Below are 14374 nucleotides of genomic sequence, written 5' to 3'. Positions count from 1 at the left end.
TTAGGCAGCAGGCTGTCGTGCTGCCCACGATCACGAAACAAGATGAAACGATGCGGTCACGGTCCTCCCGATCAAGGCTTCGACCCGCTCGGCTGATCACCGCCGCCACACGGCTTACTCCTGCCGCACGGCCAACAGCTCGAAGCCAAATGCCGAGGTCGCAGCGGGAATAGCCTCAGCCGGCCGGCCATCCGGGCCGCATCATCCAGCAAGCCGAGGACCATTCGTGACCTTGCACTATTCCGACGCCGCCGTCGAAGCCCTGGCAAAAAAGATTGCTCAGAAGAAGTCCCGCAAGTACGTCATCGGGGTCGGCCTCGCCGTGCTCCTCGCCTCCGGTACCGCCTACGCCGCAGTACGGGTGTTCGGGTTCGGCAGTATCGACTCCGAAGCTGCCATCGCAAAAAAACCTGACCGTCGAAAGTTCCAAATTGACCAGCGCCATCGCCCCCGGGCTCACCGTCGGTGCCGAAGTGACCGTGACGAACCACAACACGTTTGAAGTGACCGCGACCTCTCTGGCAGTAGACGACACGAGCTTGGTCGTGAAGGAGCCCGGCTGTTCGGTGTCGCAGTTCAAACTGTCCGGCCTGAGGTCGACGGGTTTCCCCGGCACGACTCACTCGGCACGTGACCTTTCCCTATCTCCACCGGTGAAGATCCCGCCGGGTGAGGCCCGCACCGTCACAACGCCTGAGGTCGTGTCGCAAGACGGGAAAGACGGGGCCTTGTGTGGGGTGAAGCTGGACTTCGCGGCGGTGGCAATGGCCGGATACGTCGTCCACTGACACGAAAGCCCCCGCCACCCCATCCGGCGGGGCCTTATGTCGTGCATCTTCCAAGCCTGTCTCGTCACCGGCAACCTCCCGAGGGCGGGTGCTCTCCGCGTCGAGCTAATGCCCGACCAGCGCTAACCAGTCGCGCCGGCGACGACTCCGCCCTCGTCAGAACCATCCGGTCACGGGGCCATGCTTCCGCTTGACGGAGCGCCACCCCTTAGCTATCAGGATAGGGACTAGACCGAGGGTCTAACCCGACACAACAGCGCCCGCAACTGACCATCGCTGGGAGCAAACTGGGAGCAGCGGGCTGCTCCCAACTGCACTGAACCGACCTGAACGTCCCTGACCTGCGCACGACTGCACCCACGCTAACGCAGGTCATTACAGAGTCCCAGGTCAACGGCTCGCGGACCGTTCGCTGACACAACTGCGCACAACGGTCCCCAACTGCACTGAACAGCACTACATCGCCCCAGGTCAAAGACTTGCGTAGAGTCCCGCGCAAGGAGCAATCGAGAGTTGACCACTTACAGGTGGGAGCAGATTGGGAGCAGCAACCTAATTGATCTCCAATCGGCTACGAATCGAAGACCGCAGACCCTGGGCCGTGCGCCTGACCTGCAGCGATCGAGACCGCAACCTTGCTACGGGTTCCACGGAAGAGGTCACAATCCGCTGACCTCTTCCGATCCCCGTAAGAGGTCAACCGCGTGGATAGTGAGGCCAGCAGACACCACGTACACGAGCACGCTGCACTCAGGCACGCGCATTGCTCTCAGCGCCGTTGCGTTCAGGCCCATCGCTGACGTCCGGTTGCACGGGTCCACCGCTGCGGTATACGGGTATGGCATCGAACTCGGTTAACTGCGCCAGGAGCCCGATGTAGCCATGGCGTTCCCTGGGCCAAGCGCCGGTCCGGCATGAGATCGTCCCAGGACGTCCAGATCACCATCTCGATGATGCGCAGATGCGGGCAGAGACTCACCGATATCCATCGCACCGCCCGGCAGAGCCCAATTGCTGTTGTCCGAGCGGAGGATCAGAAGGACTTCGCCGTAATCGTCGACGACGATCGCGTTTGCCGCGGGCACCAGCGACGTTGCTGCCGGAGCACCTGGGTCGTCGAAATAGTCGATCCGCCTATCCACACCGCACCTCTCACCGTGTCGCGACGTCACGTCAGCATCAGTCTCCGGATCTATCTGCCCTCTCTTTGAGCAACACGATTGGTCCACGCCCGCCTGCGGCTTGTTCAGTTACCGAATACTCAACTCGACGCGCGCATGCACAGCGAGATGACCAATGTCGACGTCTTGCCCGTACCGCCGTGCAGCAACAAACCCCATCCGCTCCCCCTCCGACAGCACAGCAGACACCTCCCCCACAGGTGTGCCCAGGCTGGCCGCCAAACCCTCCATCGTCACCGACAACGTCCCGCCTGCGGCTTGGATACGCCGCAGGATGGTCTCCCACAGCACTATTGACAGCGGCGAAACCCGGCGCTCCAGCAGCGTGCCAGGTTGCGATGTGACACCCGCGGAGGAACCAGCCGGCATTGTCGCCGATAGGACATGGGCTGCGTCCATAGCCACGGCCAGTGCTCGTTCGACACGAGCGGCGTGCCACGGCGCGAGCCTTCCGTCGCCGCATTGGGCGGCCAGCTCTGTCAACGCCTGTTCCCATCCGGCCACAGTTCGCGGATGCCTGGACGGCAACACGCGCTCCACAATCCGTTCGGCCGGCTCCGTCCGCACGACTCCGGCCTCGACGTCACGCCTCAGACGCCGCTGCGCGGAACGGACTTCGTAGGCACGTTGCCGGCAGGATCGGTTGCAATAGCGAAGAAGGCGCCCGGTGGCCGGTTGCTGCACAGCACGTCCGCACCACTGGCACGGAGCCTGCAACGGCCGCTCATGGACACCCATCGAACAACGGTATCCACGGCCTGCTCAGTCATCCACCGCAATGGCTCGGCCGGGTAGGTAAACGTCACTGACGTTGCGGATGCCGAAGCAATGCCAGGGGGTGTGCCTGCTTTAAGAAGGGGTGTCATTGACATATAGCTACAACGTCACCGACCTGGGATTATGTATACCCGGGCATGTACAGGTCCTGAAATTCTTAGGGAGATCGGCCATCACGCAACGAGGTAGCAAAAATGTTCGGCTAATTGTCAACGACTTCTGATTCTGGAGGCTGGCGTGTTTTGCGTCGGCTTGGACACCTCTTCAGTCGAATCGTCTCGCCATGCCGAGGTCTTCGAGGCCTCCGGCGAGCGGGTGTGGCTGCCGGTGGGACTGTAAAAAGAACGGCTCTGTCGCAATTTCGGTGGTGACGGTGGGTGAGGTTATCCGAGCAGGATGCGGTGGCGGAGAAGAGTGAATCCTGCTCTCCCATACATCTGGCGCTTCAGCAGTTTGGTTTTGGTATTAACACCTTCGGTCGTTCCATTGTGATGGGACAGCGTGACGGCGGCGTCGACCGCGTCGCGGTCCCGGTCGAGTCCGCGGGTGAACGCGTGCAGGTGTGGCAGGTCTTCCTCGCGGGCGGCGCTGATCCAGTCGGTGAGCCGGTCGTTGTTGGCGGTGGCGGGCCGTAGTAGCTCTGCGAAGGAACCCACGAGGCTGGTGAGGGCGGTCATTTCCGGGCAGGCGGTGGTCAACTCGTGATGGCGTTCGCGTTGGGTGTCGGTGAGGTGATCAGGGTGGGTCAGCACGAGGCTGGTCAGCCGGCGTGGCGACATCGGCGGCAGGTCGCCTTCGACGCGTCCCTGGGTGATGTAACGGACGAGCAGGTTCATGCTGCCGCCGTAACCTAGATCCTTGATCTCGTTAAACAGGTGGGTCACTGCGATCGCGGGGTTCTGCTCGCGGCGCCGGCGCAGGTGCTCGCGGTAGGGGTCGACGAGGGTGGGACGGTATTTCGGTACCCGGACGAGGCGGTCGGGTTCAGTGATACGCGCGTAGCGTTTGAAGGTATTCAGTGACAGGTTGAGCCGGCGGCCGCACTCGAGCAGGCCGACGCCTTTGTCGATAAGGGCGTGGATCTGTTGCCAGCGTTCCTGGGTCGTCACGGCTTGAGGTCCGTCGCGTGGCGGCGGGCCGGATTTGGCCCAGCAGAGGCTGTGCGCGGCGACTTCTTTGCCGGCGGCTTCAGCGAAGTTGTGCCACAGGTGCCAGCGGTCGGCGACCTGGACTGCGGCGGGCAGAGCGCGGCGGATCGCTTCGGCGTAGGTGGCCGAGGAATCCCGGCAGACGATCTGGACGCCGGGATGCTCACGCAGCCACTTCTCGAGGGTGTCAGCTTCGCGGTCGGGAAGGACATCGACGCGTTCATGAGTTTCGGCGTCGATCAGGACCGTCGCGTACTGCCGGCTACGGCGCAACGCGAAGTCGTCCACCCCGAGCACGCGGGGCACCGGCCGCTGCGGTGGTGGCAGACCCAGCAGTAGCCGCAGGGCGGTATGCCGGGACACCACCACCGCCAAGGCCGATAACAGGCGAGCACTGGCCCGTCCGGCCAGTTCCTTGACCACGGCCCCGATCTGGCCGGCCAGCCGTGGTGTCCGGCGTTGATAGCGCTCCAGCACGCCGTGAACCTGTTCCCGGAACGTCTGCCAGCAGCCTCGTGTCGGGCAGACCATGCGCCGCACCCGGACGCGCAGCACGACCCGTCGTGCGTCGACCGGCACATCAGCGACCACCCGTTCGTGATAGCCATGCACCCGCTCCGTCAACGCCCCGCAATCCGGACACACCACCGCCCGCGACGGTGTCCGAGCTCGGATCAGGATCAGTTCACCCTGGTCAGGGACGTCATCGATCACCAACGGGGACAGGCCCGAGAACACCGTGTTCACCAGCACATCGACATCGATCATATCGACAACAACGAAGACGATCACTTTCCGTCACCACCGCAAGTGAGACAGAGCCGTTCTTTCCAGTCCCCGTCTGCCCGGCCTCGACACCTGGCTGCCGTCCTTCCAGGGCAAACCTCCAGGTCTGCTTGAGGTATGGCAGCCGGTCGCTCGGCTTTCTGAGGTTGAGAACTTTTCGCTATGAGATGGTTCGTGTCGCCTGCGGTTGTGAAGCGGCTGCGGTGTGAGGGACAGGATGCATCTTTCGAGGCGCGCGCTGGGTGCCATTGGGTTGCCGACTCACCCGATTAGACAACCACTTCTGGACGCGAGATCTGTCTGCTGAGTCGCCTAGATAGTTCGCTAACCAAAACGGACGTTCCTTCCTCATGCGGCAATACGGACCCTTGCCTTGTATCTGTTTGCTCGGAATAAGGTGGGCATGGAAAGTCATCTCAGGGTCCGTACCGTTGAGCCGTCTACGCCGGGTCATTCGTCTCGGCGAGCGCGTCGTATCACCACGACGGTGATGGTGTGCGTTACGGCGGTGTTGGCTACCTTCCTGCAGGCTCCCGCGGCGCTCGCGGCCGCCGCTCCGCTGGTCGCCGTCCCGGCGGGCCAGTTCAGTGGTGTCGGTGTCCCGCTCAGCGGCCTGGGAATGACGGCTTCCGGTGGCACCCCGCCGTTGGCGTGGTCGGCGACGAGCCTGCCGACCGGGCTCACCATCGATGCGCTGACGGGCGTCATCAAGGGCACGGCGACCACGGCGGGTACCTACGCGGTGAAGGTGACCGCGAAGGACGCTGCGAACCTTTCCAACACCGCTGCGTTCTCGTGGACGACAGGTACTGCTCCGGTCGTGGCCACGCTTGCTGCTCCGGGGTATCGGACCAGCACCCGGAGCGTGGCAATCTCAGGCATCACACATTCGGCGACTGGCGCGAGCACGCCGTACGGGTGGTCGGCCACCGGCTTGCCCACCGGTTTGACGATCAACTCGTCGACCGGTGCGGTGACCGGCACACCCGCAGCCAACGGCTCGTACTCCGTGAAGGTCACTGCTACCGCGGCGTCGAAGATCCCGAGCGCTCCGTTGTCGTACACCTGGGATGTGGCGGACGCTCTGGCGTTCACCGCGCCGGCTACCCAGCAGGGCACCGTCGGCCAACCCACCACGCTGACCCTGACCGCAAGCGGCGGCACCAATCCGTTCACGTGGACAGTCACCGGCCTACCCGCCGGCCTGACCCTCGACACCGCGACCGGTGTCATCTCCGGCACCCCCACCACCGCGGCAACCTCGACAGTCTCCGCAACGGCCAAAGACGCAGTCGGACGCACACTGACTAGAACGTTCAGCTGGGTGGTCGCGGTCGGCCCGACGGTCACCGCACCCGCCACCCAGAACGGCACCACCGGCAGCGCAACCACAAACCTTACCGTAACTGCTACCGGCGGGACCAGCCCGTACAGTTGGTCGGCGACCGGTCTGCCCACAGGGCTGGCGATCACCACGGCTGGTGTCATCTCCGGCACCCCCACCGCCGCCGGTTCCTCGACGGTCACCCTCACCGCGAAGGATGCCACCGGGCGTACCGGTAGCAAGTCCTTCACCTGGAACGTTGCCGGCCCGCTGACATTCACCGCGCCAACCACCCAGCAGGGCACCGTCGGCCAACCCACCACGCTGACCCTGACCGCAAGCGGCGGCACCAATCCCTATACCTGGACAGTCACCGGCCTACCCGCAGGCCTGACCGCGACCACCGCCGGAGTCATCTCCGGCACCCCCACCACCGCAGCGACCGCCACAGTCTCTGCGACTGCCAAAGACACGGTCGGACGCACCCTGACCCGCACGTTCAGCTGGGTGGTCGCGGTCGGGCCGACGGTCACCGCACCGGCCACCCAGAACAGCACCACCGGTACAGCAATCACGAACCTGACCGTAACCGCTACCGGCGGAACCAGCCCATACACGTGGACCGCAACCGGTCTGCCCACCGGGCTGGCGATCACCACGGCCGGGGTCATCTCCGGCACCCCCACCACCGCCAGCTCCTCGACGGTCACCCTCACCGCGAAGGACGCCACCGGGCGCACCGGTAGCAAGTCCTTCACCTGGAACGTCGCCGGCCCGCTGACATTCACCGCACCGCCCACCCAGCAGGGCACCGTCGGTATCGCGTCGCAGCTCACCCTGGCCGCTACCGGCGGGGCCGGACCGTACACGTGGACGGTCACCGGTCTACCCGCCGGTCTGACCCTCGACACCGCGACCGGTGTCATCTCCGGCACCCCCACCACCGCGGCAACCTCGACAGTCTCGGCAACGGCCAAAGACGCAGTCGGACGCACCCTGACCGGGACGTTTACCTGGGTTGTTGCTGTCCCGGTCGCCGCTACCAACCCCGGGGCGCAGACGGGCACGGTCGGCGTCGCCAGCACGCTGACCCTGACCGCGACCGGTGGTACGAGCCCCTACACGTGGTCCGCTACCGGTCTGCCGTCCGGGCTGGCCATCACCAGCGGCGGTGTACTCTCCGGCACCCCGACCGTCGCAGGTACCGCCCGGGTTACCGCCACTGTTACCGACAGCATTGGCCGTACCAGCAGTGTCGCCTTCACCGTCACGATCAAGGCCACGGTGGCGGTGACCAACCCCGGCGAGCAGAGCAGCACCATCGGCGTTGCGGCGCAGCTCACTCTGGCCGCTACCGGCGGCGATGGCACTTACATCTGGAAGGCCGAAGGCCTTCCGGCCGGCCTGACCCTCGACACCGTGACGGGTGTCGTCTCCGGCACCCCCGCCACGGCAGCGACGGGGACCGTCAAGATCACTGCGACTGATCCCTCCGGCGCGGCAGGCGTCCTCAGCGTCTCCTGGACGGTCGTCGTCCCCGCGAGTCTGAGCAATCCCGGCACCATGCAGGGAACTCTCGGTATCGAGGTGTCCCAGCAACTGACCGTCACCGGCGGCAAAGCCCCGTACGCTTGGAAGGCCGACGGCCTGCCGGCCGGGCTGTCCCTTGCGGCGGGCACTGGTCTCATCAGTGGCACCCCCACCCGTGGGACCACCGCAACCGTCATGGTCACTGTCACCGACGCGCTGAAAAACACCAGCACGGTGACGTTCTCGTTCGTTGTCGTCGCCCCGTCGCTGACCCTGACCACGCCCGCCCCGGACGCTGTCGATCAGGGGCAACCTGTCGCGGCGTTGCCGATCACCGTGGCCGAGTCCGCCGGGCCGCTGACCTGGACCGCTGACGGCCTGCCCGACGGGTTGACGATCGGCAGTACCACCGGTGTCATCACCGGCATCGCACGTTCGGCCGGAACCTTCACCGTTTCCGTGGCCGCCGTCAGTGACAGCGGGCGTGCCGGGAGTACCTCGTTCCCCTGGAAGGTCTACACCGCGCCGGCCACCGGCCCGGTCATGGACTCCGGCACGGTCGCCGAGCTCGGCCCGGACGTGTACAGCAATGGCGTCGCCATTCTGGGCGGCTACGCGTACACGGTCGTCGGGTACAAGGTCGTCCGGTACGACCTGGCCGCGGGTAAAGACGCTGTTGCTCAAATCGTTGCTGGTGGCGACGGCTACGGCTGCGGCGACGCCGGCACCGGCGGCCAGGCCCGCTTCTACGGTGGCGCCCGCGTCATCGGCACCGACGGCTCCCTGATCTACGTCGCCGACTACAACTGCGCCCTACGAGCGGTAACCCCGGCCACCGGCGCCACCCGGACAATCAGCGCACCGATCGCACCGAGCTCGACCATCTCCGGGCACTTCCTCTACACCGCCGACAGCAGCGGCCGAATCTGGCGCTACAACCTCCAGTCCGGACAGAGCACCAGGATGTTCGAGAGCCTGAGCATGTACGGCGTTCTGGCCGCGGACAGCAACTACCTGTGGGGTTTCAACAACTCTGACAACAAGCTCTACCGACTCACTCTTGATGGCACGAGCGAGGCGAAGACGTTCCCGTTGCCCAGCGGCGGTGTCAGCACTGCGCGGTCGACGGGCGACTATGTCTACTACACCGACAACCGCAACCTGCTCAGCCGGATCAGCAAAACCGACGGCAGTCTGCAAGTGGTCGCGGGCGACGGCGCCAGCGGAGGCTTGCTCTACTACACCAGCGGTATCGCCGGTGATGGCACCTATCTCTACACCGCTGGCGAGCACGGCCTCGCCCGGCTTACGTCCACCGGGCGTACGTTCGCCCCGCCGGCGGCCGGCCCGGTCATGGACTCGGCCACGGCCGCTGGGCTCGGCCCAGATGTGTACAGCAGTGGCGTCGCCGTTCTCGGTGGCTACGCGTACACCGTCGTCGGGTACAAGGTTGTCCGATACGACCTTGCCGGCGGCAAGAACACCCCGGCACAATCAGTTGCTGGTGGTGACAGCTACGGCTGCGGTGACGCCGGCACCGGTGGGCAGGCCCGCTTCTACGGTGGCGCCCGGGTCATCGGCACCGACGGCTCCCTGATCTACGTCGCCGACTACAACTGCGCCCTGCGCGCGGTTACTCCGGCCACCGGAGCCACCCGGACCATCAGCGCACCGATCGCACCGAGCTCGACCATCGCTGGGCACTTCCTCTACACCGCCGACAGCAGCGGCCGGATCTGGCGCTACAACCTGCAGTCCGGTCAAACGGTCCGGGTGTTCGAGGGCGTCGTCGACATGTATGGCGTTCTGGCTGCTGACGATACGTACCTGTGGGGTTTCAACAACTCTGACAACAAGCTCTACCGTCTTTCGCTGGACGGCAGCACCCCCGCTAAAACCTTCCCGCTGCCGAGCGGCGGTGTCTCCACCGCACGGTCGGCCGGCGAGTATCTCTACTACACCGACAACCGCAACCTGCTCAGCCGGATCAGCAAAACCGGCGGCAGCCTGCAAGTTGTTGCCGGTGACGGCGCCCATGATGATGACCTGCTGTATTTTACCAGCGGTATCGCCGGTGATGGCACCTATCTCTACACCGCTGGCGAGCACGGCCTCGCCCGGCTTACGTCCACCGGCCGTACGTTCGCCCCGCCAGCTGCCGGCCCGGTCATGGACTCGGCCACGGTCGCCGGGCTCGGCCCCGATGCGTACAGCAATGGCGTGGCCATCCTGGGCGGCTACGCGTACACCGTCGTGGGCTACAGAGTTGTCCGATACGACCTTGCCGGCGGCAGGAACGCCCCCGCACAATCAGTTGCTGGTGGTGACAGCTACGGCTGCGGTGACGCCGGCAACGGCGCCCAGGCCCGCTTCTACGGCGGCGCCCGCGTCATCGGCACCGACGGCTCCCTGATCTACGTCGCCGACTACAACTGCGCCCTACGTGCGGTCAACCCCATCACCGGCGCCACCCGCGCCGTCCCGGCACCAATCGCAGCAGGCTCCACCATCGCCGGGCACTACCTCTACACCGCCGACTCCTACGGCCGAATCTGGCGCTACAACCTGCAATCCGGACAGACCACCCGCATGTTCGACGGCATCGACATGTACGGCGTCCTCGCCGCCGATAACACCTACCTATGGGCGTTCAACAACTCCGACAACAAGCTCTACCGCCTCGCCCTCGACGGCAGCACCTCGACTAAAACCTTCCCGCTACCCAGCGGCGGCGTCTCCACCGCACGGTCGGCCGGCGAGTATCTCTACTACGCCGACAACCGCAACCTGCTCAGCCGGATCAGCAAAACCGACGGCAGCCTGCAAGTGGTCGCCGGTGACGGCGCCCACGACGATGACCTGCTCTACTACACCAGCAGCATCGCCAGCGACGGCACCTACCTTTATACCGCTGGCGAGCACGGCCTCGCCCGGCTTGCCACCGCCCCTCGCGTCTTCGAAGAGCCGGCCGACCGTGCCGCCGTGGACTTCGGCGATGTCCGTCCAGTGGGTACGGATGTAAGCAGTGGTGGCGTGGCAGTGCTCGGCGGCTACGCGTACACCGTCGTGGGCTACAGAGTTGTCCGGTACGACCTTGCCGGCGGCAAGAACGCCCCCGCTCAATCAGTTGCTGGTGGCGACAGCTACGGGTGTAGCGACGCCGGCAACGGCGCCCAAGCCCGCTTCTACGGCGGCGCCCGCGTCATCGGCACCGACGGCTCCCTGATCTACATCGCCGACTACAACTGCGCCCTACGAGCGGTCAACCCCATCACCGGAGCCACCCGCGCCGTCCCCGCACCAATCGCACCAAGCTCCACCATCGCCGGGCACTACCTCTACACCGCCGACTCCTACGGCCGGATCTGGCGCTACAACCTGCAGACCGGACAAACCACCCGCATGTTCGACGGCACCGACATGTACGGCGTTTTGGCCGCCGACAACACCTACCTGTGGGCGTTCAACAACTCCGACAACAAGCTCTACCGCCTAGCCCTCGACGGGACCACCACAGCCACCACGTTCTCTCTGCCCAGTGGCGGCGTCTCCACCGCACGATCAGCCGGCAATTACCTCTACTACACCGACAACCGCAACCTGCTCAGCCGGATCAGCAAAACCGACGGCAGCCTACAGATCGTCGCCGGTGACGGCGCCCACGGTGGCCTGCTACACACCACCAACGGCATCGCCACCGATGGCGCCTATCTCTACACCGCCGGCGACCACGGCCTCTCCAAACTGGCACCCGTCGTTCGCACCTTCGCTCCGCCCGCCACCGGGCCGATCCTGGACTCCGGCGTGGTCACCCGGACCGGCCCCGACCGGTGGTCCTTGGGCATGACGGTTATTAATGGCTATGCCTACACCGGCGTCGGAACCAAGGTCGTACGGGTCGGTGTCGTCGCGGGGGCAGACCCCGCACCAACGACGATTGCCGGTGGCGACAGCTACGGCTGCGACAAGGCCGACGTCGGCCAGGGCGCGCAAGCTCGCTTCTACAACGCCAACATCATCGGCAACGACGGCGAATTGATCTACGTAAACGACCCGAACTGTGGGCTGCGGACGGTCAACCCGCAAGACGGGACGACCACCACCATCGGACCTGCAGTCGGCGGTCGCACCGCGGTCGCCGGCCAATTCCTCTACAGCACCGACAGCGCGGGCAAGATTTCGCGCTACGACCTGGGGTCGGGCGTAACCACCCGCGTGTTCGACGACGTCACCGTGAACGGTCCGCTGGCGGCCGACGGCAACTACCTGTGGGGATTCGACAACGCCGGAACCCTGCGCGGTCTCGCATTGAACGGCAACGCGGCAGAGAACAAGAAGTTCTCGATGCCCAGCAACATGGTGTTTGCAGCCCTCTCCGTCGGCGACTACATCTACTTCGTCGACGGCCAGAATTTGCTCAGCCGCATCAGCAAGGGAACTGGCAGCTTGCAGATCGTCGCCGGCGACGGCGCCCACAACGATGCTCTGCTCTCTACCACTATGGGGATTGCCGCCGACGGCTCCGACCTCTACACCGCCGGCGAGCATGGACTTTACAAAATCAGCACGGCCTCCCGCGGATTCACCGATCCGATTGCCGATGGGGAAGGTCCGAGCCTCGGGATCGACTCGCCGGAAAAAAAGATCGTCAGCCTCCCTGGCAGCCTGTCAGGCGTCGCCGTCGTCGGCTGGTATGCCTTCACCGCCTCGGGATCGACAGTCTCGAAGACCAATATCTACACCGGTGAGACCCGCACGGTGGCCGGCGGCAACAACGGCTGCGGCGACGCGAGCACGGGGGCGCAAGCGACGTTCTACAGCGCTTCGGTCGTGGGGTTTGACGGGTCGTTGATCTACGTTTTCGACTCCTCCTGCGGCCTTCGTGCCGTCAACCCGGTCACCGGATCGACCCGCACTCTGCGGGCACAGGCAAACCAGCGTTCTTCCATAGCCGGCGAGTATCTCTACACCATTAACTCGTCGAACACGCTGTACCAGTACGGGCTCAAGAGTGGCGTCACCAACAAGGTCATGCAGAACCTCCCGGCCGGGGCTCTGATGGCTGCCTCTGAGTCCGGTGTCTTCATCGTCGATGGCACCACGAAAACGACGGTGTTGGTCGAAGAAACAGGGGGAAAGCAGGTAGAGGGCTGGATCGGCGTCGTATCGAAGACTACTGCGAACCTCCAGTACCGGGTCATGGGTTCGTACATGGCCTATGCCGATCATGCCTTGTACGTCATGGCAGACGTATCGCAACAGCAAGGTCCGCAACCACCATTGCGGCTCACCCGGATCGATGTCATTGGCGCAATGAACGTCATCGGCGAGTCCTCCGGAGTGTCCGATGGCACCAACGCCGGTTTCGCGGTGACGAACACAGACATCTATCGCCTGAACAACATGCCTTCCGGCACGACCAACCTGGTACGCACCCACACCGGCGGCGTTCCAGACGAAAATCCGACCTTCCAGGTCGATCTGACCCTCTACGTTGAGGACGGCACACCTTTCATTCCGGTGACGCATGCCGAAGACAAGGACTACTTCGGGGGCCACGCCCTCTTCTGGGATCCCAAGACGGGGCTGTGCGTAGCGCAGTGTCAGGGCATCAAGACGCTGGCCCAGGAGTATTTCGATCGTCCCGGAAGCAAAGAAGGCCCATGGTTATGCAGTGCCGTGTTTGATGATTGCACCGTCGAAGACTACGAAGAATATCTTGTTCACCACTTCGTGGATGAGGCTGGTTACTACGAGCACAGCGGCGATCTTAGCCTCGACGGAAAGAAATCAATATTCGCCGAGAAGTGCGCAGAATATGCAATCCGATCCTCTTTCTGCGAGGTAGACAGCGAGACGCTCGATGGTGTCGTCAAAAAGGCGGAAACGATTTACGATGTCCTTGATCTGATTAGAGATTTCCTCCGTAGTCGAGGCGGCGGAATTGAAGGTTGCGTCCCGCACAACAGCTTCCGCGGCGACACCCGTGTGCTCATGGCCAACGGCGAAACCACCGCCATCCAGGATATCCGGCCAGGGCAGCAGGTTCTGGCCAGCGATCCGACCATTCAGAAAACGGCCAGTGAGCCGGTCACGGCCGTGCATGTCAACACCGACACAGAGCTGACGGATCTCACCCTGACTGACGGTTCCGTCATTCACACCACCGCGCATCACCTATTCTGGACGCCCGGGACCCGGGAATGGACAGACGCGGAAGACCTGGTCACCGGCACAATCCTGAGCGGCACCGATGGTGGCACCATCATCGTGGAGTCGCTGCGTAACTTCGCCGGCAGCATGGCAATGTACAACCTGACCGTCGACAACCTGCACACGTACTATGTGCTTGGCGGCACTCAGCCAGTGCTCGTTCACAACACCGATTGCCCGCAGATTTCCCTGGGTGCCTCACACTCCGACATGGCGCAGGTGGCCATGGACTATCGCATGCGCAATCGAGTGGATACCGGTCAGAATGTTGCAGTATTCCGTACCGGCGAAGGCGCGGACGTTACGTACCATGTGGCACAGAACGTGCCCGGCGGATCCCACTCCGAACAACTGCTCAGCGACTACTTGAAGAAGAACAACATCAGCCCGGACAGCGTTACCGGAATCTATAGCGAAAGGATTCCATGCTCTGGCAGGAAAGCATGTTCAAGGGTTGTTGCAGGATATCGGAATGCTGAGCAGCAATTCAGCTTGAATTCGGATCAATTCGGCCTGGATGTGAAACTTGACAATAAGAACAAGATCGGAGCGGCGATGAGCGAGTACAAGGGCCCGTCGTCTGCCATGCCAGACGTAACTACGATCAAGCCGGTCAGCTAAGGTCAA

5 protein-coding genes are annotated in these 14374 nt (G+C 64.1%); 3 read left to right on the top strand and 2 right to left on the bottom strand.

Annotated features, from left to right (window positions below):
- Positions 1-226 precede the first annotated feature (226 nt).
- Both Ahu01nite_RS49515 and Ahu01nite_RS49510 read left to right on the top strand, forming a co-directional pair.
- Positions 227-502, top strand: coding sequence for a hypothetical protein (locus Ahu01nite_RS49515; RefSeq protein ID WP_203843754.1), 276 nt, complete (start codon positions 227-229; stop codon positions 500-502).
- Positions 474-788: a hypothetical protein gene (locus tag Ahu01nite_RS49510; protein ID WP_203843753.1), complete on the top strand. Its 315-nt coding sequence runs from the start codon at positions 474-476 to the stop codon at positions 786-788. The genes Ahu01nite_RS49515 and Ahu01nite_RS49510 overlap by 29 nt, the downstream gene beginning before the upstream one ends.
- Before the next feature lie 854 nt (positions 789-1642).
- On the opposite strand, the gene Ahu01nite_RS49505 is transcribed toward Ahu01nite_RS49510, so the two are convergent.
- Both Ahu01nite_RS49505 and Ahu01nite_RS49500 read right to left on the bottom strand, forming a co-directional pair.
- Positions 1643-1930 (bottom strand): NUDIX domain-containing protein, encoded by a 288-nt coding sequence (locus tag Ahu01nite_RS49505; protein ID WP_203843752.1) that lies wholly within the window; start codon positions 1928-1930, stop codon positions 1643-1645.
- Between the two features lie 1199 nt (positions 1931-3129).
- On the bottom strand, positions 3130-4662 hold the full coding sequence (locus Ahu01nite_RS49500) for an ISL3 family transposase (protein ID WP_203843756.1): 1533 nt from the start codon (positions 4660-4662) through the stop codon (positions 3130-3132).
- Positions 4663-5053: 391 nt separating this feature from the next.
- Between Ahu01nite_RS49500 and Ahu01nite_RS49495 the strand changes: the two genes are divergently transcribed.
- Positions 5054-14368, top strand: a complete 9315-nt coding sequence (locus Ahu01nite_RS49495; RefSeq protein WP_203843751.1) for a putative Ig domain-containing protein — start codon at positions 5054-5056, stop codon at positions 14366-14368.
- The last annotated feature ends 6 nt before the right edge of the window (positions 14369-14374 follow it).

This window comes from Winogradskya humida (genome assembly GCF_016862215.1).
GTDB lineage: Bacteria > Actinomycetota > Actinomycetes > Mycobacteriales > Micromonosporaceae > Actinoplanes > Actinoplanes humidus.
The sequence above is the reverse complement of the archived record's forward strand: the minus strand, read 5'-3'. Positions and strand labels throughout refer to the sequence as shown.

Coding starts and splice junctions, on each gene's coding strand:
- Ahu01nite_RS49500 (WP_203843756.1), bottom strand. CDS start 4,662: ATGATCGATGTCGATGTGCTGGTGAACACGGTGTTCTCGGGCCTGTCC.